This window comes from Bradyrhizobium sp. AZCC 1719, assembly GCF_036924525.1.
Taxonomy (GTDB): Bacteria; Pseudomonadota; Alphaproteobacteria; order Rhizobiales; family Xanthobacteraceae; genus Bradyrhizobium.
Genome location: NZ_JAZHRU010000001.1, coordinates 1703571 through 1722458 on the forward strand (window position 1 = coordinate 1703571; position 18888 = coordinate 1722458).

20 protein-coding genes and 2 pseudogenes are annotated in these 18888 nt (G+C 62.3%); 8 read left to right on the forward strand and 14 right to left on the reverse strand.

Translation table 11 applies throughout. The features are described from left to right. Positions 1 to 96: 96 nt before the first annotated feature. From coaA to hisB, 7 genes and pseudogenes are all read right to left on the reverse strand, one after another. Positions 97 to 1054: pseudogene (gene coaA, locus V1292_RS08145) on the reverse strand (type I pantothenate kinase). A gap of 15 nt (positions 1055 to 1069) precedes the next feature. Beyond that, positions 1070 to 1393: a phosphoribosyl-ATP diphosphatase gene (locus V1292_RS08150; protein WP_334371653.1), complete on the reverse strand. Its 324-nt coding sequence runs from the start codon at positions 1391 to 1393 to the stop codon at positions 1070 to 1072. A gap of 83 nt (positions 1394 to 1476) precedes the next feature. Next, positions 1477 to 2253, reverse strand: a complete 777-nt coding sequence (gene hisF, locus V1292_RS08155) for an imidazole glycerol phosphate synthase subunit HisF (protein ID WP_334371655.1) — start codon at positions 2251 to 2253, stop codon at positions 1477 to 1479. A gap of 11 nt (positions 2254 to 2264) precedes the next feature. After that, the gene (gene hisA, locus V1292_RS08160; RefSeq protein ID WP_334371657.1) at positions 2265 to 3014 is read right to left on the reverse strand and encodes a 1-(5-phosphoribosyl)-5-[(5-phosphoribosylamino)methylideneamino]imidazole-4-carboxamide isomerase; all 750 of its coding nucleotides are present in this window, start codon (positions 3012 to 3014) and stop codon (positions 2265 to 2267) included. Continuing rightward, entirely contained in the window at positions 3002 to 3652 is a 651-nt protein-coding gene (hisH, locus tag V1292_RS08165) for an imidazole glycerol phosphate synthase subunit HisH (protein WP_334371658.1), read from the reverse strand. Before hisH ends, hisA begins: the two co-directional genes overlap by 13 nt. Next, positions 3649 to 4182, reverse strand: coding sequence for a DUF2628 domain-containing protein (locus tag V1292_RS08170; protein ID WP_334371660.1), 534 nt, complete (start codon positions 4180 to 4182; stop codon positions 3649 to 3651). Before V1292_RS08170 ends, hisH begins: the two co-directional genes overlap by 4 nt. Before the next feature lie 38 nt (positions 4183 to 4220). Continuing rightward, positions 4221 to 4814, reverse strand: a complete 594-nt coding sequence (hisB, locus tag V1292_RS08175; protein ID WP_028348312.1) for an imidazoleglycerol-phosphate dehydratase HisB — start codon at positions 4812 to 4814, stop codon at positions 4221 to 4223. Positions 4815 to 5005: 191 nt separating this feature from the next. Between hisB and hslV the strand changes: the two genes are divergently transcribed. The 4 genes from hslV to hslU are packed head-to-tail and all read left to right on the forward strand — an operon-like array spanning position 5006 to position 8011. Then, positions 5006 to 5557 (forward strand): ATP-dependent protease subunit HslV, encoded by a 552-nt coding sequence (gene hslV / locus V1292_RS08180; RefSeq protein WP_334371662.1) that lies wholly within the window; start codon positions 5006 to 5008, stop codon positions 5555 to 5557. 13 nt (positions 5558 to 5570) lie between these two features. Next, positions 5571 to 6056: a GNAT family N-acetyltransferase gene (locus V1292_RS08185; protein WP_334371663.1), complete on the forward strand. Its 486-nt coding sequence runs from the start codon at positions 5571 to 5573 to the stop codon at positions 6054 to 6056. Then, complete coding sequence (locus V1292_RS08190; RefSeq protein ID WP_334371665.1) at positions 6053 to 6658, forward strand: DUF2585 domain-containing protein; 606 nt, start codon at positions 6053 to 6055, stop codon at positions 6656 to 6658. Before V1292_RS08185 ends, V1292_RS08190 begins: the two co-directional genes overlap by 4 nt. Positions 6659 to 6709: 51 nt before the next feature. Then, the gene (gene hslU, locus V1292_RS08195; RefSeq protein ID WP_334371667.1) at positions 6710 to 8011 is read left to right on the forward strand and encodes an ATP-dependent protease ATPase subunit HslU; all 1302 of its coding nucleotides are present in this window, start codon (positions 6710 to 6712) and stop codon (positions 8009 to 8011) included. Positions 8012 to 8097: 86 nt separating this feature from the next. Here the strand turns inward: hslU and V1292_RS08200 are convergent, their stop codons facing one another. The 3 genes from V1292_RS08200 to V1292_RS08210 are packed head-to-tail and all read right to left on the reverse strand — an operon-like array spanning position 8098 to position 10959. Beyond that, the gene (locus V1292_RS08200; RefSeq protein WP_334371669.1) at positions 8098 to 8694 is read right to left on the reverse strand and encodes a Smr/MutS family protein; all 597 of its coding nucleotides are present in this window, start codon (positions 8692 to 8694) and stop codon (positions 8098 to 8100) included. Further along, a complete protein-coding gene (locus tag V1292_RS08205) occupies positions 8691 to 10280 on the reverse strand; it encodes an MltA domain-containing protein (RefSeq protein WP_442895504.1) in 1590 nt (529 codons plus the stop codon). Before V1292_RS08205 ends, V1292_RS08200 begins: the two co-directional genes overlap by 4 nt. Beyond that, on the reverse strand, positions 10258 to 10959 hold the full coding sequence (locus tag V1292_RS08210) for a Tim44/TimA family putative adaptor protein (RefSeq protein ID WP_334371671.1): 702 nt from the start codon (positions 10957 to 10959) through the stop codon (positions 10258 to 10260). The genes V1292_RS08205 and V1292_RS08210 overlap by 23 nt, the downstream gene beginning before the upstream one ends. 429 nt (positions 10960 to 11388) lie before the next feature. On the opposite strand from V1292_RS08210, the gene secB reads away from it, so the two are divergent. Next, positions 11389 to 11877, forward strand: coding sequence for a protein-export chaperone SecB (gene secB / locus V1292_RS08215; protein WP_028348320.1), 489 nt, complete (start codon positions 11389 to 11391; stop codon positions 11875 to 11877). A 25-nt stretch (positions 11878 to 11902) separates the two neighbouring features. On the opposite strand, the pseudogene dnaQ reads toward secB, so the two are convergent. From dnaQ to V1292_RS08235, 4 genes and pseudogenes are all read right to left on the reverse strand, one after another. Continuing rightward, positions 11903 to 12605: pseudogene (gene dnaQ / locus V1292_RS08220) on the reverse strand (DNA polymerase III subunit epsilon). A 28-nt stretch (positions 12606 to 12633) separates the two neighbouring features. Continuing rightward, complete coding sequence (coaE, locus tag V1292_RS08225) at positions 12634 to 13233, reverse strand: dephospho-CoA kinase (RefSeq protein WP_334371673.1); 600 nt, start codon at positions 13231 to 13233, stop codon at positions 12634 to 12636. Between the two features lie 27 nt (positions 13234 to 13260). After that, the gene (locus tag V1292_RS08230) at positions 13261 to 13869 is read right to left on the reverse strand and encodes a Maf family protein (protein WP_334371675.1); all 609 of its coding nucleotides are present in this window, start codon (positions 13867 to 13869) and stop codon (positions 13261 to 13263) included. Positions 13870 to 13879: 10 nt separating this feature from the next. Continuing rightward, positions 13880 to 14719 (reverse strand): pyruvate, water dikinase regulatory protein, encoded by an 840-nt coding sequence (locus V1292_RS08235; protein ID WP_334371677.1) that lies wholly within the window; start codon positions 14717 to 14719, stop codon positions 13880 to 13882. Positions 14720 to 15164: 445 nt separating this feature from the next. On the opposite strand from V1292_RS08235, the gene hemJ reads away from it, so the two are divergent. From hemJ to mnmE, 3 genes are all read left to right on the forward strand, one after another. Then, positions 15165 to 15611 carry a protoporphyrinogen oxidase HemJ gene (gene hemJ / locus V1292_RS08240; protein WP_334371679.1) on the forward strand — a complete coding sequence of 149 codons (447 nt, stop codon included), beginning with the start codon at positions 15165 to 15167 and terminating at the stop codon, positions 15609 to 15611. A gap of 257 nt (positions 15612 to 15868) precedes the next feature. Next, positions 15869 to 17134: a transcription termination factor Rho gene (rho, locus tag V1292_RS08245; protein ID WP_057834504.1), complete on the forward strand. Its 1266-nt coding sequence runs from the start codon at positions 15869 to 15871 to the stop codon at positions 17132 to 17134. Positions 17135 to 17439: 305 nt separating this feature from the next. After that, positions 17440 to 18768 carry a tRNA uridine-5-carboxymethylaminomethyl(34) synthesis GTPase MnmE gene (gene mnmE / locus V1292_RS08250; RefSeq protein ID WP_334371680.1) on the forward strand — a complete coding sequence of 443 codons (1329 nt, stop codon included), beginning with the start codon at positions 17440 to 17442 and terminating at the stop codon, positions 18766 to 18768. Positions 18769 to 18888 lie beyond the last annotated feature (120 nt).

Below are 18888 nucleotides of genomic sequence, written 5' to 3' on the forward strand. Positions count from 1 at the left end.
GGGCGGGCAAAGCGAAGCGTGCCCACCACTCAGGTGTCGGGGGATAGATGGTGGGCACGGCGCAAGGGCGCCTTTGCCCACCCTACGACTACGACACTACAGACGCCGCAGCGCGACGGTCTCCACGAGGTGATCGGCGCGCTTTTTCAGGATCAGCGTCGCGCGCGGTCGGGTCGGCAGGATGTTGTCCTCGAGATTGGCGAGGTTGGTGCGCTCCCAGATCGCGATCGCGGTCGCGGTGGCCTCCTCGTCGGAGAGCACGGCGTAGCGATGGAAGTACGATTTGGGATCGTGGAACGCGGTGTCCCTGAGCGCCAGGAAGCGCCGCACATACCATTCGCGCAGCACCGGCTCCTCGGCGTCGATATAGACGGAGAAGTCGAAGAAATCCGACACCACGGGCACCGCCTTGCCGTCGCGCGGCAGTCGGCCGGTCTGCAGCACGTTGACGCCCTCGACGATCAAGATGTCCGGGCGATCAACCTCGATCCACTCCTTCGGCACGATGTCGTAGACCAGATGCGAGTAGACCGGCGCGCGCACCGGCCGACGTCCGGCTTTGATGTCGGAAAGAAAGGCCAGCAGCATCGGCAGATCGTAGCTCTCGGGAAAGCCCTTCTTCTGCATCAGCCCCTGCCGCTCGAGCGTGGCATTGGGAAACAGGAAGCCGTCGGTCGTCACCAGGTCGACCTTGGGCCGGGGCGACCAGCGGGCGAGCAGCGCCTGCAACACGCGCGCGGTGGTCGATTTGCCGGCGGCAACCGAGCCGGCGACGCCGATGATGTAGGGGACCTTGCGGTCGCGGATACCGAGAAACTGGCGCTGCGCCCGGAAGAGCCGATCGGTCGCATCGACATAGATCGACAACAGTCGCGACAGCGGCAGGTAGATGTCCTCGACCTCCTGCAGGTCAAGGCGGTCATGCATCGAACGCAACCGCTCGAATTCGCCCGGCTCCAGCGTCATCGGGCGTGTCGTCGCGCAACCGCGCCCACTGCTCGCGCGTGAAGATACGGTAGGGATTGTATTGCTGTTCCGGGGTGCGGATATCCATGAGCTGCCCTCTCGGCTAGTCGCGCTTGCGCGACGCCTTCTCCTCAAGCCCGGACATCGAGGTCCGCTGCGCCAGCGCGGCTTCGACCTCCTCGAGCTTCACGCCTCGCGACTTCAACAACACCAGCAGGTGAAACAGCAGGTCAGCGCTTTCGGCAATCAGGTGGCTGCGGTCGTTCTCGACCGCCGCGATCACGGTCTCGACCGCTTCCTCGCCCAGCTTCTTGGCGCAGTGCTCCGCCCCCTTGTCGAGCAATTTGCGGGTGTAGGACGCCTCCCCTCCCGATGCGGCCCGTGCATCGATGGTGGCGGCCAGGTCATGGATCGTGAAACGCGACATCAACCGAACTCAACACTCGCGCCCGGCCAAAGGCCGGGTCGCCGTCCCGGGCAAGGACTTAGCACTTTTGTGACGGGGAGTCGTCAGGGATCGAGCCGCATCGGCAGCCCGGCGCGCACCATGTGCTCCTTGGCTTGGCGTATGGTAAATTCGCCGAAGTGGAATATCGAGGCGGCCAGCACTGCGGTGGCGTGGCCGTGGCGGATGCCGTCGACGAGGTGGTCGAGATTGCCGACGCCGCCGGAGGCGATGACCGGTACGGGAACACTGTCGGCGATGGCCTGCGTCAGCGGCAGGTCGAAGCCTTGGCGGGTGCCGTCGCGATCCATCGAAGTCAACAGGATCTCGCCGGCGCCGAGCGAGACCACTTCCTGCGCGTATTCGATGGCGTCGATCCCGGTGGAGTTGCGTCCACCATGGGTAAAAATCTCCCAGCGGTCCGAGCCGCCGCCGCGCTTGACCCGCTTGGCGTCGATCGCAACCACGATGCACTGCTCGCCGAATTTTTCCGCCGCCTGCTTGACGAATTCACGGTTGGAGACGGCGGCCGAGTTGATCGAGACCTTGTCGGCGCCGAAGCGCAGCAGCGTCTTGATATCCTCGATGGTGCGCACCCCACCGCCGACCGTTAGCGGCATGAAACAGGCTTCCGCCGTGCGCCGCACCACATCCAGCATGGTGCCGCGGTTTTCGTGGGTGGCGGTGATGTCGAGGAAGCACAATTCGTCGGCACCGGCCGCGTCATATGCAATCGCCGCCTCGACAGGATCGCCGGCGTCGCGCAGGTCGACGAAATTGACGCCCTTGACCACGCGGCCGTCCTTGACGTCGAGACAGGGGATGACGCGGACCTTGAACATCGCAAAAACTCCTAGGCCGCCGCGCGCGCGGTGCGGATCAGCGTCAAAGCGGCGGCGGGATCCAGCCGCCCATCATAGAGCGCGCGGCCGGCAATGGCGCCGGCGAGCTTTTTGGCGCGCGGCTCGAGCAGCGCCTTGACGTCCTCGATGGAAGCAAACCCGCCGGATGCGATCACTGGAATTGAAATGCGGTCTGCGAGCGCAATCGTGGCATCGAGGTTGAGGCCCTTCAACAGGCCGTCGCGCGCGATGTCGGTGAAGATGATGGCGGCGACGCCGGCATCCTCGAACCGTTGCGCGATTTCGAGCGCAGTCACCTGCGAGGTCTCGGCCCAGCCTTCCACCGCAACCTTGCCGTCGCGCGCGTCGAGTCCGACCGCGACGCGGCCGGGGAATTTTTTCGCCGCGCCCTTCACCAGTTCCGGATCGCGCACTGCCGCCGTACCGATGATGACCCGCGCAATGCCCTTGTCGAGCCAGGCTTCCACGGTCTTGAGATCGCGGATGCCGCCGCCGAGCTGCACCGGCATGGTGACCGCCTTCAGCATCGCCTCGACCGCCAGCGCGTTCATCGGCTTGCCGGCAAAGGCACCGTCGAGATCGACGACGTGGAGATATTCAAACCCTTGCTCGGCAAAAGCGCGCGCCTGCGCCGCGGGATCGAGGTTGAACACGGTCGCGCGCGCCATGTCGCCCTGCTCGAGGCGCACGCATTGGCCGTTTTTCAGGTCGACGGCAGGAAAGAGGATCACGGCTTCCACTTCAAAAAGTTCGAGATCAGGGCCAGACCGAAACGCTGGCTCTTCTCGGGGTGAAACTGCGTGCCGATGGCGGTGTCTCGGCCTACGATCGCGGTCACCGGCCCGCCGTAGTCGGCACGTGCCAGCACATCGGCCTCATTGGAGGCGTTGAGGTGATAGGAGTGCACGAAATAGGCATGGCGGCCCTTCGGCCCGAGCGGCAACCGCTCCAGCACCGGGTGCTCGCGGACCAGGTCGAGCGTGTTCCAGCCCATGTGCGGAATTTTCAGATTTTCCTCGCGCGGGGAAATCTTCTCGACATCGCCCTCGATCCAGTTGAAGCCGTCGGTCGTGACGTGTTCCTTGCCGCGCGTCGCCATCAACTGCATGCCGACGCAGATGCCGAAGAACGGCCGCGCCTTGGCGCGCACCGCTTCCGTCATCGCTTCCAGCATGCCGTCCACGGCGTCGAGACCCCGGCGGCAATCGGCGAAGGCGCCGACGCCGGGCAGCACGATGCGATCGGCGCGGTACACGGCGTCCGGATCCCGCGTCACCATGACCTTCTGCGGATCTTCCATGCTCCGCGAGGCGCGCTCGAAGGCCTTTGCCGCCGAGTGAAGATTGCCCGAGCCGTAATCGACGATCGCAACGGTCATCGTGGCCCTCCCGGCTCCGGAAACAAACCGATGATTCCGCCTTGCGGCAAGGGCGGCGGCGGCTTGGAGAACGACTGGCCCGGAATGTTGCGGGTCGGCGGCGGTGCGCCGCGATCGACCGACCGTTGGTCGCTGATCAGCCCGCGCTGCCGGCCGGTCCAGCGTTCGAAGAAGCGGTGTTCGGCAGCTTCCTCGTCGTCGGCAACTACGATATCGAGCTGGCGCCATTTGCGCCGCGACAGCGTCCAGCGCCGCAGGCTGGCTGCTTCGAGGCCCATCAGGATGGCGATCAGGACATCAACAGCGAAGATCGTGCCGCGACTAGCGCCCAGCGCCGACATCCCGAACTGCACGGCTGTCATCAGAACAATCCAGCCGATCAGCGCCAGCCACAGCCGATGCCACAACAGCCAGATCACGCTCGCGACCGCCGCCCAGAAATGGAATCCGTCACGGACAAACACGAACTTGTCGGTCGCCGGAAGATCGGCGCCGTTGGCTACGGGGGCATGCACTGTGTAGACCGGCATCGAACCTCTCCGCCGCGAACGAAAACGCGAACAAGCAATCAGCCGCCGAGCTGACCCTTGGTGGAAGGCACTTCACCCGCCGCGCGCGGATCGATCGCAACCGCGGCACGAAGCGCCCTCGCCAAACCCTTGAAACAGGATTCGGCGATATGATGGCTGTTCTCGCCATATAAGGTCTCGACGTGCAAAGTCACGCCGGCGTTGATGGTGAAGGCGTTGAACCATTCGCGCACCAGCTCGGTGTCGAACTGTCCGACCTTGTCGCGCGGAAAATCGACCTTGAACACCAGCACCGGCCGGCCCGAAATGTCGATCACGACGCGCGAGAGCGTTTCGTCCATCGGCATGTGGATCGAGGCATAACGGGTGATGCCGGCCATGGTGCCGAGCGCCTGCTTGACAGCCTGACCCAGCGCGATGCCGACATCCTCGGTGGTGTGGTGGTGGTCGACATGCAGATCACCATCCGCCTTGACCGTGATGTCGATGCGGGAATGCCGGGCTAAGAGATCAAGCATATGGTCGAAAAAGCCGATACCGGTCGAAACCTTGGACACGCCCGTGCCATCGAGGTTCACCGCGACCTCGATGTCGGTTTCCTTGGTCTTGCGCTTGATGGACGCTGTGCGCATGAAAACTGCTTCCCTTGGGCCGCTTGGGGCCGAAAACGCGGCCCTTTTAACAGGCGGATGTCACCTTCGCCACTGCGGGATGACGTTTAAAGGGCTGAACTTCGGCCCATGGTGACCGGATTCGGGGGTGAAACGGCGCGATTGTAACCCCTCCCCTCAACCCCTAAATCTGACTGGAAAGAGGGCGATCCATGCAAGCATCTGAAAACAACCTGCCGATCTGGCACGGCACCACGATTTTGACAGTCCGCAAGGGCGGCAAGGTGGTAATCGGCGGCGACGGCCAGGTCTCGATCGGCCAAACCGTCATCAAGGCCAACGCCAGAAAAGTCCGGAAAGTCGGCAAGGGCGACGTGATCGGCGGTTTTGCCGGGGCCACCGCCGACGCCTTTACCCTGTTCGAGCGGCTGGAGAGCAAGCTTGAGCAATATCCGGGGCAATTGACCCGAGCGGCGGTCGAACTGGCCAAGGACTGGCGAACCGACCGCTATCTGCGCCGGCTGGAGGCGATGATGATCGTCGCCGACAAGGACGTCTCGCTGGTCCTGACCGGCACCGGCGACGTGCTGGAGCCGGAAGCGGGCGTGATGGCGATCGGCTCCGGCGGCAACTATGCCCTGGCGGCCGCCCGCGCACTTGTCGACACCGACAAGGACGCCGAAACCATCGTGCGCCGGGCACTCGATATCGCCGCCGACATCTGCGTCTACACCAACCGCAACGTCACGATCGAAACGCTCTGAGGAGCCGCCGGTCATGGCGCCGGAATATGCCTTCCGCCCGATGACTGTGGCCGACCTGCCGTTGATCCGGCAGTGGCTCGCGCGGCCGCATGTGCGCGAATGGTGGGGCGACCCCTCTGAACAATATGAACTGGTCAGCGGCGATCTCGATGAGCCGGCGATGGATCAGTTCATCGTCTCGACGGGAAGCAACGATTTCGGCTACCTGCAGTGCTACGACCTGACGGCGTGGAATTCAGGCTTTGGCGAACATCCGCGTGGCACCCGCGGCATCGATCAGTTCATTGGAGAGCCCGATATGGTCGGACGCGGCCATGGTTCGGCATTCATTCGCGCCTTCGTCGACGAGCGTTTGCGGAACGGCGCGCCGCGCATTGTGACCGATCCCGATCCGGCCAATACCCGGGCCGTGCGTGCCTACGAGAAGGCGGGCTTTGAAAAAGTCGGTATGGTCGATACACCTGATGGCCCCGCTCTATTGATGGTCCGCAACGCATGACCTCCACCAACAGTATCGAGAAAGCTCCAGTCACGCTTTCGGGCCGACACTGGATATTAATTGCAGGCGGCATCCTCGCGGCGCAAGCTGCGATCCTGTACGGGATGGGACGCCTGCCGATCTGCGCCTGCGGCTACGTCAAGCTCTGGCACGGTGTCGTGCAGAGTTCGGAAAACTCCCAGCACATCGCCGACTGGTATTCGCTATCGCATATCCTGCACGGCTTCCTGTTCTACGGCGCGGCCTTCCTCGCGTTCCCGCGCCTGGCCTGGCAGGGCCGCCTGATACTCGCCATTCTGGTCGAAGGCGGCTGGGAACTGGTCGAGAATTCCGACTGGATCATCAACCGCTACCGCGCCGGCACGATCTCGCTGGATTACTTCGGCGATACCATCGTCAATTCGATTTCCGATATGCTCTTCATGATCGGTGGCTTCCTGCTGGCGAGGAAGCTTCCCGTGGCAGTCACCATCGCTCTTGCGATGTTGTTCGAGCTGGTGATGACGCTCCACATTCGCGACAATCTGACGCTCAACATTATCATGCTGATTCACCCCTTCGAGGCGATCAAGCTGTGGCAGGGTGGCCCGCCGATCATTTAGCGGCCTCGTGCACCGCTTGCTCTCGCAACATTGGACACCTACCTAGGACCCATGACCGACTTTTCTCCCCGTGAAATCGTCTCCGAACTCGACCGCTTCATCGTCGGCCAAGCCGACGCCAAGCGCGCGGTATCGATCGCGCTGCGCAATCGCTGGCGACGGCTGAAGCTAACTGGCTCGCTTCGCGAAGAGGTGCTGCCGAAAAACATCCTGATGATCGGGCCGACCGGCGTCGGCAAAACCGAGATCGCGCGGCGGCTGGCAAAGCTCGCCGGCGCACCCTTCATCAAGGTCGAGGCCACGAAATTCACCGAGGTCGGCTATGTCGGCCGCGACGTCGAGCAAATCATCCGCGATCTCGTCGAGGTCGCGATCGTTCAGGTGCGCGAGCGCAAGCGCAAGGACGTGCAGGCCCGCGCACAGCTCGCCGCCGAGGAGCGCGTGCTGGACGCGCTGGTCGGGCCGGCCTCCAGCCCGGCGACCCGCGATTCCTTCCGCAAGAAGCTGCGCGCTGGCGAGCTCAACGACAAGGAAATCGAGATCGAGACGCAATCCTCCGGCGGCATGCCGATGTTCGAGATTCCGGGGATGCCCGGCGCGCAGATGGGCGCGATCTCGATCGGCGACATTTTTGGCAAACTTGGAGGGCGAACCAAAACCCGCCGGCTCACAGTCGAAGGCTCGCACGAGATTCTCGTCAACGAGGAATCCGACAAGCTGCTCGACAATGACCAACTCGTGCTGGAAGCGATCGCGGCGGTCGAGAACAACGGCATCGTGTTCCTCGACGAGATCGACAAGATCTGCGTGCGCGAAAACCGCCTCGGCGGCGACGTCTCGCGGGAGGGCGTGCAGCGCGACCTGCTGCCGCTGATCGAAGGCACCACCGTCACGACCAAGCACGGCGCGGTCAAGACCGACCACATCCTGTTCATCGCCTCCGGCGCGTTTCATATTGCCAAGCCCTCGGATCTGTTGCCGGAATTGCAGGGCCGCCTGCCGATCCGCGTCGAGTTGGAGGCGTTGACCCGCGACGACATGCGCCGCATCCTGACCGAGCCGGAAGCGTCGCTCATCAAGCAATATGTCGCGCTGATGCAGACAGAGGGGGTGACGCTCGATATCACCGACGGCGCCATCGACGCGCTGGCTGATATCGCCGTCGCCGTCAACTCGACGGTCGAGAACATCGGCGCGCGGCGGCTGCAGACGGTGATGGAGCGCGTGCTCGACGAGATTTCATTCGCCGCGCCGGACCGTCATGGCGAGACCATCAAGGTCGATGCCGAATACGTGCAGAACCACATCGGCGATCTCGCCAAGAACTCGGATCTGAGCCGGTTTATTTTGTAGCCGTCACGCGTTTTCCTGACGCGAACTGGTGTCGACCCCGGATCAAGTCCGGGGCAGGCTTTCGATTGAAAACGCTCTAAGCGAGATTAGAGACGCGCCCGTCGCACCCGCACATACAGGGCACCCTCGCCGCCATGGGCGATATGGGCTTCCTCGAAGCCGACCACCAGGGCGCGGAATTCCGGCAGCCCGAGCCATTGCGGCACCTTGCGGCGCAGCACGCCGCGCTCGGACTCAGCACCCACCTTGCCCTTGCCGGTGATGACGAGCACGAAGCTCAGCCCGTCATGATGGGCGCGCTGCAGGAAACCGAACAGCGCGCGATGCGCGCGCGTCTGCGTCATGCCATGCAGGTCCAGCCTTGCATCGATCTCCTTGCGACCACGCGACAGATGCGACCGCTCGCGGCGGCCGATCGGCGCCAGCGGCGGTGGTTCCGGCTTTGAAGGCGCAACGATTCGCGCCGGGGCGACGTGCCTCGGTGAAGCGGCGGGTTTCGGAGCGACCTTGTGCTCGGTTTCCGCCAGAGCAGCCGACGGCTTCGAGGCGCGGTGCCGCTTGCGCAAAGGCTTGACCTGCTTGGCGACGCTCTCCCACAGCGCGCGCTCCTCTTCGCTCAGGCCGCGCTTGCGGCGCGGCGGCTCCGGCAATTCGGGAATCAACCTCGACGGCCGGCGTTTCATTGACGATGGCGATATCGGCGCAGGTGACGCGGCTGCGGCTTTGCCGAAACCGCTTCAACGTTCGGCCGCGGTTCTGGAAGCGGTACTGGCTTTGCTACGGCAGCCTGGATGGCCGGGGCTGGCGAGGGCCCGGTTGCAGACGATGTCGTCGCCTGCATCGCGGGTTTGGCGTTGGTCGCTGCCGCCGTAACATCGGACGGCTTTCCGGCATTCTTCGGATCCTTTGACGGATCGGTTTGCGGGAACAGTTTTGCGATCGTCTCCGACGGCCGCTCATCGGGCACCGGCATCTTGCGGCCGCGCGCAACCGGATCAAGGCTCTTCGGCGCCAGGATCACGAAGCGCGCATTGTGGCGGAGGCGGCCGGACACCTTGCCGGCGTCGAGGCCGGCGCCAAAGTAAAGATCGGCGCGGGCTGGACCGACGATGGCGGAGCCGGTGTCCTGCGCAATCATCAGACGGCGAAACGGTGTCTTCGATCGCTCCGATTCGATCGGCAGTTCGCCCTCGATGAAAAACGGCGTGCCATAGACATGCAGTGATTTGTCGACCGCGATCGACCGGCCCGGCGTCAACGGCACGCCCTGGGCGCCGACCGCCTCGTCCTTGTCGGAAAGCTGCACCTCGCGGAAGAAGACGTAGGACTTGTTCTGCCGCCGCAGCTCGTCGGCCTCGTTAGGATTCTGTTCCATCCATTCCCGGATCTTCTGCATCGACATCTGATCCTTGGGGATGATGTTGCGTTCGATCAGGATGCGGCCGACCGGCGTATACGGAAAACCATTATGCGCATCGTAATTGATGCGAACGGTCGAGCCGTCGTCGAGGCTGACCCGCGCCGAACCCTGGATCTGCGAGAACAGCAGGTCGGTCTGGTCCTTCAGCCAGCAGATTTCGAGGCCGCGGCCGGCGATTGCGCCGTCCTCGATCTCGGCGCGATCGTAATAGGGCACCAGCTTGCGGCGGCCGATCTTGCGGAACACCTGGCCCTTGTTGGGCAAGCCGGCCGAGGCCTGCGTGGTGCCCCGGACGAACAGGTTCGAGGGTCGGCGATAGACCGGCACCTTGTAGACCTCGTTCTCCGTCCGTGAACCGTCGACGATGGGCTCGTAATAACCGGTTACAAAACCCTCGCCTTCGCCAAGTCGCGAAATACGCAAGGGAAGAAAGTGCTCCTCGAAGAAGGCCCTCGCCTTCACTCCATCTGATAGTTCGAGACCCTTGGCGATACGGCAGGGATCGCGGAGCGACATGCCGAGTGCCTTTGGATCGGCGGGCGGCTTCTGCTGCGCCGCTATCGGCCTGCAGCTTACGCGAAATGCGTTGTAGGCGGCGAGATGATCGTCCTCGCGCCAGCCCGCGATCTCGGACCAGGCGACCGGCGCATACTGGCCGCCGGTAATCTGAAACGGGAATTCGAGCGGTGGGTATGGTAGGTGCCGGACGGGCTGCGGATGCGAGGGCTTTTGCGCACGTGAATGGCGCACTGCTGCGGCATCCGACGGTGCGATCGAGCACGCCAAAGCGAGCACGCCCAGCGCAAGCCCCGCAAGGCTTCGCGCCTTAGCCCGCGCTTCCGGTGCCAACCAGCTTCCAGTTCGGATCGCGAGAGCTCGTGTCGCGGGCGAAAGTCCAGACATCGGTGATATCGGCGACCTTATCGGGGTTGCCATCGACAATGGCGCCGGTCTTGTCGCGTGTGACCGAAATCATCTGCGACACGAAGCGAACCGTCAGTTGCGCCGCGCGGTCGCGGGCTTCCGCATTTACCAGCTCGGCCTTGTCGATCGAAACAAACCGCGTTTCGGTTTTCTGCTCGTGCTTCTCGCGATCCTTGATCACGGCCTCGAAGCTCTCATAGACTTCGCTCGACAAGAGATCCTTCAGCGCCCGGCGGTCGCCATTGGCGAAGGCCAGCACGATCATCTCGTAGGCGCTGCGGGCGCCGGAGAGAAAGTGCCGCGGATCGAATGAGGAGTCCTGGGCGGTGATGGCGTCGAGGCCCGCGGCAAGCGGCGTGCCCGGCTCGGCAATGCCTTTCCAGCGATCGGCCGGCGCAATATCGGCATTCGGCGCCAGCGGCGTCTGATCGATGACGGTACCCGGCATGGGAACGACGTTGTTGTCCTGCGTACGCTGCACGACGTTGGGAGCGGCGCGATCATAGGGCGGACGTTCGCTCCCGGTGCGCTGTCCGAGGACGCTGCGCAGGCGCAGGAAGATAAAGACCGCCAACGCCAGGAAGATGATGGTATAAATATCCACGTCGTATTCGCTTTCTGGTTCCAGCGCCGGCAACGGGCCCGGCGGTCGAGCGTTCCCTGGTGAGAAGCTCTCTTACGAGATTTCCCTGAGAACGGCAGAGATTACATCAACGATCGAGACTGCAGCATGTAGGCATGAAACCGCGCCCGGCCAATGGCGCGTTTTGGCGCGGGCTAATTGTAGCGCGTTTTGGCGACGAGGGGAAACCCGATCGTGGCCGGAAATCACGCGCATTCAATTATTTACGGTACATTTTGCGCGGCTGGCGGGACGGTGTTAGGCATATCCGCCACAATTGACGGCCGGACTGGTCTGCCGCCGCGCAGTCGTCCTTGTGGAACGAGCCGGGGCTATGATAGCCACTCGCCCGGAAAACGCATTTTCAGACGAACCCGGGCCGCGCTCGCGAGCGCTTCAGGAGAGATTTTCATGACCAACGGCAACGGCGCGCCTCCCGAACAGGCCCCTCCCCAGCTCAACGTGCTGGCCCAGTACACCAAGGACCTGTCGTTCGAGAATCCGAACGCACCCTCCTCGCTGGCGCCGCAGCAGCAGCAGCCCGCGATCAACATCCAGATCAATGTTTCGGCGAACAATCTCGCGCAAAACGAGTTCGAAGTGACGCTCTCGATCGAGGGCAAGGCTGAAAATGCCAGCAAAGTGATGTTCAGCTTCGAACTCGCCTATGCGGGCGTGTTCCGCATCCTCAACGTGCCGCAGGAGCAGCTTCATCCGCTGGTCATGATCGAATGCCCGCGGCTGTTGTTCCCGTTCGCGCGCGAGATCATCGCGACCGCGGTGCGCGACGGTGGCTTCCCGCCCTTGATGCTCGATCCCGTCGATTTTGTCGGCCTGTACCGCCAGAACATGGAACGGCAGGCTGCAGCACAGGCCGCCTCGGGCGCGAAGCCGAGCTAAAAGGCGAGCGGCGGCTTGTTTGCCGCTAGACCGCTGCCGGAAGAAAATCGTTCCAGATCGGCTTGTCGCCCAACGTGGCGATGAAGGCGCGATGAGCCTCGAGGTCCGCGTCGGTGATTCGTGGCGCCAGCGGTATTTCGCGCTGCCGGCGTGGCGTATCGCCAATCCCGCTGGTAACCGTGATGCGGGTTTCCGACGCCAGGATCAGTTGCGACTGCCGCGCGCCGATCAGGTCGATATAGACCTCGGCCAAGAGCTCGGCGTCGAGCAGCGCGCCGTGCTTGGTGCGGCGGGAATTGTCTATCGCATAGCGCGAGCAGAGATCGTCCAGCCGATTCGACACGCCGGGATGCTTACGGCGCGCCAATAGCAGAGTATCGACCAGCCGTTCGCGCAGAATCGGCTGCCGCTTGATGCGATCGAGCTCGGCATTGATGAAGCTGATGTCGAACGAGGCATTGTGGATGACGAGCGGTGCGTCGCCGATAAACTCCAGGAACTCCTCGACCACTTCGGTGAACAGCGGCTTGCTGGCGAGGAACTCGGTCGACAGGCCGTGCACGGCAAAGGCTTCCGCTGGCATGTCGCGCTGCGGGATTGATGTAGCGGTGAAACGTCTGCCCCGTCGGCATGCGGTTGAAGATCTCGATGCAGCCGATTTCGACCAGCCGATCGCCGCGCAGCGGATCGAGGCCGGTGGTTTCGGTATCGAGAACGATTTCGCGCATGGATGTGAGAGACCGAAGTTTCGACGAATCAGGTCCGCCGCAGCGGCATCTTAACAACCTCGGCCAGAATGTCGCGGATCCGCGCGCGCACCGGGTCCAGCCCATGCGAGGTATCCACCACGAAATCTGCGCGCTTGCGCTTTTCGGCGTCGGGCAACTGCCGCGCCAGAATGGCGTCGAGGGCCTCTGACGTCATGGTGCCGCGCGCCAAAATTCGCTCGCGCTGGGTTTTCGGATCGGTCGTGACCACGACCACCGCATCGACGCGTTTCTCGCCGCCGGTTTCGAACAATAGCGGGATGTCCATCACGACAACCGGCGCGCCGGACCGCTCGGCCTCATCGAGGAATTTCTGGCGGGACGCGCCGAGCATTGGGTGAACGATCTGCTCGAGCTGCTTGATGGCAGCAGGGTCATGCACCACCTTGGCGGACAATTTGGCGCGATCGACCTTGCCGTCCACCGTCGTGCCGGGAAACGCGGCTTCGATCGCGGGCGCCGCCTCGCCTTCGTAGATTTTGTGAACGGCTGCGTCGGCGTCGTAAACCGGCACGCCCGCCTCGGTAAACAGTTTTGAGGTGGTGGATTTCCCCATCCCGATCGAGCCGGTGAGTCCCAGGATCCGCATCAGATCGCCGTTGCCAAAGTAGTGATTCTAAACATTGAGCAAACCCTCGCCGCGCAGGAACGCCAGTAGCGGCAACAGCGGCAGGCCGAGGATGGTGAAATGGTCGCCCTCGATCCGTTCGAACAAGTGCACGCCTAGCCCTTCGAGCTGATAGGCACCGACGCTGGTGGTGACCGCCTGCCCGGCCTGATCCAGATAGGCTTCGATCTCGCTCTCGCCCAAGCGCCGCATCGTCATTCTGGCAATGTTGAGGTCGGAAAACACTAGCTTGCCGTCACGGGCAACCGCAACGGCGGAGTGCAGCTCGTGCGTCTGGCCGGCAAGCAGCCGCAATTGCTCTGCGGCCTGTGCGCGGCCGGCCGGCTTGCTGAACAGCCGGCTTGCCAAAGCCAGCGTCTGATCGGCGCCGACGACATAACGACCGGGATTTTTCGACGATACGAAACACGCTTTCTCGCGCGCCAGGAGGCCGGCGATTTCACTGGGCGCGGAAAGGCCTGAGTTCTTCTGCACGGATCGTTCGTCGATATCGGCAGGAACGGCGTCGAAGGAAATGCCGGCATTGGCAAGCAGCATTTGCCGCGCGCGGCTCTGCGAGGCGAGAATCAGCGGATGTTGTCCACGCCAAATATTCATCTTGGCTGCGTCATTCCGGAAGCCGCTGTCGCTGGCGATCGGTGAACAGTTTTAGCACCGCCGCCGCGGTTTCCTCGATCGAACGCCGTGTCACGTCGAGCTGCGCCCAACTGAATCTGGCGCTCAGTTTCCGGGCATAGGCTACTTCATCGGCCACCGCCTGGCGATCGATGTAATCATCATTGGGGGTATCGGCGCCCATGCTCAGCAAGCGATTTTGCCGGACCTGGATCAACCGCTCCGGTGTCGCATGAAGACTGACGACCAATGGCTTTTTCAGCGTCTCCAGTTGGTGCGGCAGCGGAATGCCCGGGACCAGCGGCACGTTCGCTGTACGGACGCCGCGGTTGGCGAGATAGATCGAAGTCGGCGTCTTCGAGGTGCGGGACACGCCGACGAGAACGACATCCGCCTCTTCCAGGCCTTCGACGTGCTGCCCGTCGTCATGCATCATGGTGTAGTTCAGGGCGTCGATGCGCTTGAAATATTCGGCGTTCAGAACGTGCTGGGCGCCTACCCTGCCCGTCGTCGCCGCGCCCAGATAGGCCTCGAACAACTGCATCACCGGACCAATGATGGAGAGGCTCGGTATGTTGATGTGCCTGCACTTGGCTTCCAGCCGGGCGACCAGATCCTTTTCCAGCAACGTGAAGAGCACGATGCCCGGTGCTTCCTCGATCTCGTCGAGCACGCGGTCGAGCTGCTTCTGGCTGCGCACCAGCGGATAGACATGTTCGACCGCCGTCACGTTGGCGTATTGCGCGGCGACCGCGCGCGCCACCGTGATCAGCGTCTCGCCGGTCGAGTCCGAGACCAGATGAAGATGAAAATAGTTGCCGGTCGTGGGCACCAGAACCCCTGTGTATTCCTGTGAATCCTGTGGAGCATAACCGAGATGTCGGGCCCTGGATCGCCGCCTGCGGGAAAACCCTTGGTTTCTTCACAGGGCCTCACGCGAGGACAAGTCCAACGTCTCGCGACAATGATAGTGAGAAGATGTGGATTTGTCTCTTCATAAGCTGACCACAAAACATCGCAAGCGATTGATGCACGTGGTGTTATCAGGACGATCCGGTGTTTGGCCCGAATTGGTGATGGATGTGAACAAGCCTCGCAAAGAGACTGGATGGTTTTGTATGAGTCCAAATCACCGTCACTTAGACTCAAACCTAAGATTCTAAAATTATTAGTTTAGAGAAGCGGTGCTTTGCGGATATGTCTTGCGTCCCACGCTGGCGGGGCTTCTTCGCAACGCTTGAGAAGATCGGAACGTTCCGGAGTTCAGGGCGGCTGCAATGTACGAGTGGATCACGATCACGGCCTACCCGTGGATTAAGGCGCTGCATGTGATTGCCGTCATCTCGTGGATGGCCGGCATGCTCTATTTGCCGCGGCTGTTCGTCTACCATTGCGAAGCCGAGGTCGGATCGAAGCAGTCCGAAACCTTCAAGGTGATGGAGTGGCGCCTGCTGAAGGTGATCATCAACCCCGCAATGATCATCACCTGGCTGGCCGGGCTCTATTTGGCCTGGAGCGGACATTGGTACACGTCCGGCTGGTTTCACGCCAAACTGACGCTGGTGCTCATCCTGTCGGGCGTCCACGGCTTTTTTTCCCGCTGGGTTAAGGACTTCGTCGCCGACCGGAATACCCGAAGCCAGAAATTCTATCGTATTATCAATGAGGTACCAACCGTACTGATGATCTTTATCGTCATCCTGGTGATCGTGAAGCCGTTCTAGGGCAGCTTTTCGTGGGTCGGTCGGTTTCTCGCCTGCTTGCGAAGCGGCGGCCGATTTTCTATATTGTCGAAATCCCACCCCACGCAGGCGGATGTGGCTGCGTTCCGGCTCCTTCATTGGACCGGCCGCCGCATCAGGTTTGAAGCCTCACCGGCGCTTTCCTTGCTTAGACCTGCGGACCTTCCATTTTTCGTGTCCGGCTTTCCCCAAAGCCAGCTTCGCACCCTTCTTAAAAGACACTCCACAGGACCACCCCAATGCGGGAAATGAAACTCCAAGACCTCAAATCGAAAACGCCGGCCGAGCTCGTTACGTTCGCCGAAGAGAGCGGGGTCGAGAACGCCAGCACCATGCGCAAGCAGGAGCTGATGTTCGCCATTCTCAAGCAGCTCGCGATTCAAGAAATCGACATTATCGGCGAAGGCGTCGTCGAGGTTCTCTCCGACGGCTTCGGTTTCCTGCGCTCGCCCGACGCCAACTACCTGCCCGGCCCCGACGATATCTACGTCTCGCCCTCGCAGATCCGCCGCTTCGGACTCCGCACCGGCGACACCATCGAAGGCCACATCCGCAGCCCGAAGGAAGGCGAACGCTATTTCGCGCTGCTGAAAGTCAACACGCTCAATTTCGAAGATCCGGAAAAGTCCAAGCACAAGGTCAATTTCGACAATTTGACGCCGCTGTTTCCGGATCAGCGCTTCCGTCTCGAGCTCGAAGACCCGACGCGAAAAGACCTTTCCGCAAGGGTGATCGATATCGTCGCCCCGATCGGCAAGGGCCAGCGCGCGCTGATCGTGGCGCCGCCGCGCACCGGCAAAACCGTGCTGATGCAGAACATCGCGCACTCCATCACGGCCAATCATCCGGAGTGCTATCTGATCGTGCTTCTGATCGACGAGCGTCCGGAAGAAGTCACGGACATGCAGCGCTCGGTGAAGGGCGAGGTGGTGTCGTCCACCTTCGACGAACCGGCGGTGCGTCACGTTCAGGTCGCCGAGATGGTGATCGAGAAAGCCAAGCGCCTGGTCGAGCATGGCCGCGACGTCGTGATCCTCCTCGATTCGATCACGCGTCTCGGCCGCGCCTACAACACCGTGGTGCCGTCATCGGGCAAGGTCTTGACCGGCGGCGTCGACGCCAACGCGCTGCAGCGGCCGAAGCGATTCTTCGGCGCCGCGCGCAACATCGAAGAGGGCGGTTCGCTCACGATCATCGCTACCGCTCTGGTCGATACCGGCAGCCGAATGGACGAAGTCATTTTCGAAGAATTCAAGGGCACCGGTAACTCCGAACTGATCCTCGACCGCAAGGTCTCGGACAAGCGGACCTTCCCGGCGATCGACATCTCGCGCTCCGGCACACGCAAGGAAGAGCTGATCACCGATCCGCAGCTCTTGAAGAAGATGTATGTGCTGCGCCGGATCCTCAATCCGATGGGCACGATGGACGCGATCGACTTCCTGCTCGACAAGCTCCGCAACACCAAGAACAACTCCGAGTTCTTCGACTCCATGAATACCTGAGCCGCCAAGCCAGGGGCTTAGGGGAGGGCGCCTCGCACCCGCGGGGCGCCCTTTTTCTTGGTGCGGTCATCGCTGCGATGCGAATGCAGTATCGGAAAATTGGCGTTATTGATTGGTTAACCAAGTAAGTTATTGAATTTTATATTGTTTATTTCGATCTGGAGATCAGGGCAGGGAGCCTCTCCAGATTTTGCAGCATAGCTGCTGCACCTTTGCTGCAATAAGGTCGGCGGATGTCGGCCTGCGTCCTAAGATCCCGAATCGAAACTGCGTTGCCTTTTCAGGACCTCCCGCACAAATAGGCCATGCATCCGCGGGACCAGACCATTTTTGCACTATCGTCGGGCCGGCCACCGAGCGCGATTGCCTTGGTGCGCGTCTCGGGTTCGCAGGCCGGGAAGCTCGTGACGGCACTAGCTGGCAAATTGCCGTCGCCGCGAATGGCCAGCCGGGCGCTCCTCCATGATGTCGGCCAGCGGCCGATCGACGATGCCGTGGTGTTGTGGTTTCCGGGTCCGGCCAGCGCGACCGGGGAAGACGTCGCGGAATTTCATGTCCATGGCGGGCGCGCGGTGTTGGACGCGTTGTTCGCTGCGCTTTCTACGTTCGAAAATGTGCGTCCGGCCGAGCCCGGCGAATTTACCCGGCGCGCCTTCGAGAACGGCAAGCTCGACCTCACCGAAGCCGAAGGACTCGACGATCTCATTCATGCCGATACCGATCGGCAGCGGCGCCAGGCGCTGCGTCAATTGAAGGGGCTGCTTGGCGACCGAGCTCGCGACTGGCGTGCGCGGATCATCGAAGCATCCGCCCTGATCGAGGCTGGGATCGATTTTTCGGATGAGGGCGACGTGCCGGCCGAATTGATCGCGCCGGCATTGGCGAAGGTCAAAGCGCTGTCGGCTGAGATCGAGGAAGTCCTGGCGGAGCAGGGGCGGAGTGAGCGGCTTCGCGATGGCCTCGTTGTCGCGATCGCCGGGCCGCCGAATGTCGGCAAGTCGACGCTGATGAATCAGCTCGCGCGCCGGGAGGTCGCGATCGTCTCGCCGCACGCCGGCACCACGCGCGATGTTATTGAGGTGCAGCTCAATCTCGACGGTTATCCGGTGACCGTGATCGATACCGCTGGGATTCGCGAGACGGATGATCCGGTCGAGCAGGAGGGCGTTCGTCGCGCCCGGGCCCGGGCCGCGGATGCGGATCTTGTGCTGTGGCTCTTCGACTCGCCGGCAGCGATTGACCACGATTGGGATGCGCCAGTTTGGAGCGTGCGAAACAAAATCGATCTGGAACAGATAGGTCGGCCATTGGCCGATCCGTCAGGGCAGGGCGTTTTTCAGATCTCGGCGAGCCGAGGCGATGGCTTGCCCGAGCTGATCGCGGCCCTGGTTGGTTTCGCGCAAAATTACTTTGGCGGAAGCGAGGCTGGCCTGATCGGCCGAACCCGGCAGCGCTTGCTCTTGCAGGAGACCGCGGCCTCGTTACGACGCTGCGTTCAGGTAGTCGGGCAGGGCGAGGAGCTGGCGGCGGAAGAATTGCGCATGGCGGCCCATTCGCTGGGGCGGCTCTTGGGGCGCGTGGATGTCGAGCACATTCTGGACGTTATCTTCCGGGAGTTCTGTGTGGGTAAGTGAACCTTCCCTACCATCCTGTTTCACGTGAAACAGTTCCATGGACTTGGGATGTTTCACGTGAAACACCCGGCCTCAAACATCCAAGCAATTCTTTCTTCCGCGTTTTCCAACTCCGCGATA

What these genes read in the sequence shown, in the direction of transcription:
- V1292_RS08150 (WP_334371653.1), bottom strand. Translation starts at nt 1,393, where the DNA reads ATGTCGCGTTTCACGATCCATGACCTGGCCGCCACCATCGATGCACGG.
- hisF (WP_334371655.1), bottom strand. Translation starts at nt 2,253, where the DNA reads ATGTTCAAGGTCCGCGTCATCCCCTGTCTCGACGTCAAGGACGGCCGC.
- hisH (WP_334371658.1), bottom strand. Translation starts at nt 3,652, where the DNA reads ATGACCGTTGCGATCGTCGATTACGGCTCGGGCAATCTTCACTCGGCG.
- V1292_RS08170 (WP_334371660.1), bottom strand. Translation starts at nt 4,182, where the DNA reads ATGCCGGTCTACACAGTGCATGCCCCCGTAGCCAACGGCGCCGATCTT.
- hisB (WP_028348312.1), bottom strand. Translation starts at nt 4,814, where the DNA reads ATGCGCACAGCGTCCATCAAGCGCAAGACCAAGGAAACCGACATCGAG.
- hslV (WP_334371662.1), top strand. Translation starts at nt 5,006, where the DNA reads ATGCAAGCATCTGAAAACAACCTGCCGATCTGGCACGGCACCACGATT.
- V1292_RS08185 (WP_334371663.1), top strand. Translation starts at nt 5,571, where the DNA reads ATGGCGCCGGAATATGCCTTCCGCCCGATGACTGTGGCCGACCTGCCG.
- V1292_RS08190 (WP_334371665.1), top strand. Translation starts at nt 6,053, where the DNA reads ATGACCTCCACCAACAGTATCGAGAAAGCTCCAGTCACGCTTTCGGGC.
- hslU (WP_334371667.1), top strand. Translation starts at nt 6,710, where the DNA reads ATGACCGACTTTTCTCCCCGTGAAATCGTCTCCGAACTCGACCGCTTC.
- V1292_RS08200 (WP_334371669.1), bottom strand. Translation starts at nt 8,694, where the DNA reads ATGAAACGCCGGCCGTCGAGGTTGATTCCCGAATTGCCGGAGCCGCCG.
- secB (WP_028348320.1), top strand. Translation starts at nt 11,389, where the DNA reads ATGACCAACGGCAACGGCGCGCCTCCCGAACAGGCCCCTCCCCAGCTC.
- coaE (WP_334371673.1), bottom strand. Translation starts at nt 13,233, where the DNA reads ATGCGGATCCTGGGACTCACCGGCTCGATCGGGATGGGGAAATCCACC.
- V1292_RS08230 (WP_334371675.1), bottom strand. Translation starts at nt 13,869, where the DNA reads ATGAATATTTGGCGTGGACAACATCCGCTGATTCTCGCCTCGCAGAGC.
- hemJ (WP_334371679.1), top strand. Translation starts at nt 15,165, where the DNA reads ATGTACGAGTGGATCACGATCACGGCCTACCCGTGGATTAAGGCGCTG.
- rho (WP_057834504.1), top strand. Translation starts at nt 15,869, where the DNA reads ATGCGGGAAATGAAACTCCAAGACCTCAAATCGAAAACGCCGGCCGAG.
- mnmE (WP_334371680.1), top strand. Translation starts at nt 17,440, where the DNA reads ATGCATCCGCGGGACCAGACCATTTTTGCACTATCGTCGGGCCGGCCA.